The organism is Xenorhabdus thuongxuanensis (assembly GCF_001908095.1).
Classification (GTDB): Bacteria; Pseudomonadota; Gammaproteobacteria; order Enterobacterales; family Enterobacteriaceae; genus Xenorhabdus; species Xenorhabdus thuongxuanensis.
In genome coordinates, this window is record NZ_MKGR01000127.1 from 1 (window position 1) to 225 (window position 225).

At 48.4% G+C, this 225-nt stretch carries 1 tRNA gene; it reads left to right on the top strand.

From position 1 onward, the window contains the following. Positions 1 to 12 precede the first annotated feature (12 nt). Positions 13 to 89, top strand: a tRNA-Asp gene (locus tag Xentx_RS18350). Positions 90 to 225 lie beyond the last annotated feature (136 nt).

Consider the following 225-nt stretch of genomic DNA (forward strand, 5'->3'; position numbering starts at 1 on the left):
AAGAAATTCGGTGGTGCGGTAGTTCAGTTGGTTAGAATACCGGCCTGTCACGCCGGGGGTCGCGGGTTCGAGTCCCGTCCGCACCGCCACCGTATTTAGAAAACCCCTGAGAGATGCCTCTCAGGGGTTTTTTATTATGGCTTTAGCCAGTTTAAGATGCGTTAGCTTCTTAAACATAAAACCATATATGGACACCGACTCAATGCAAGTGGGCAACCTATTTTT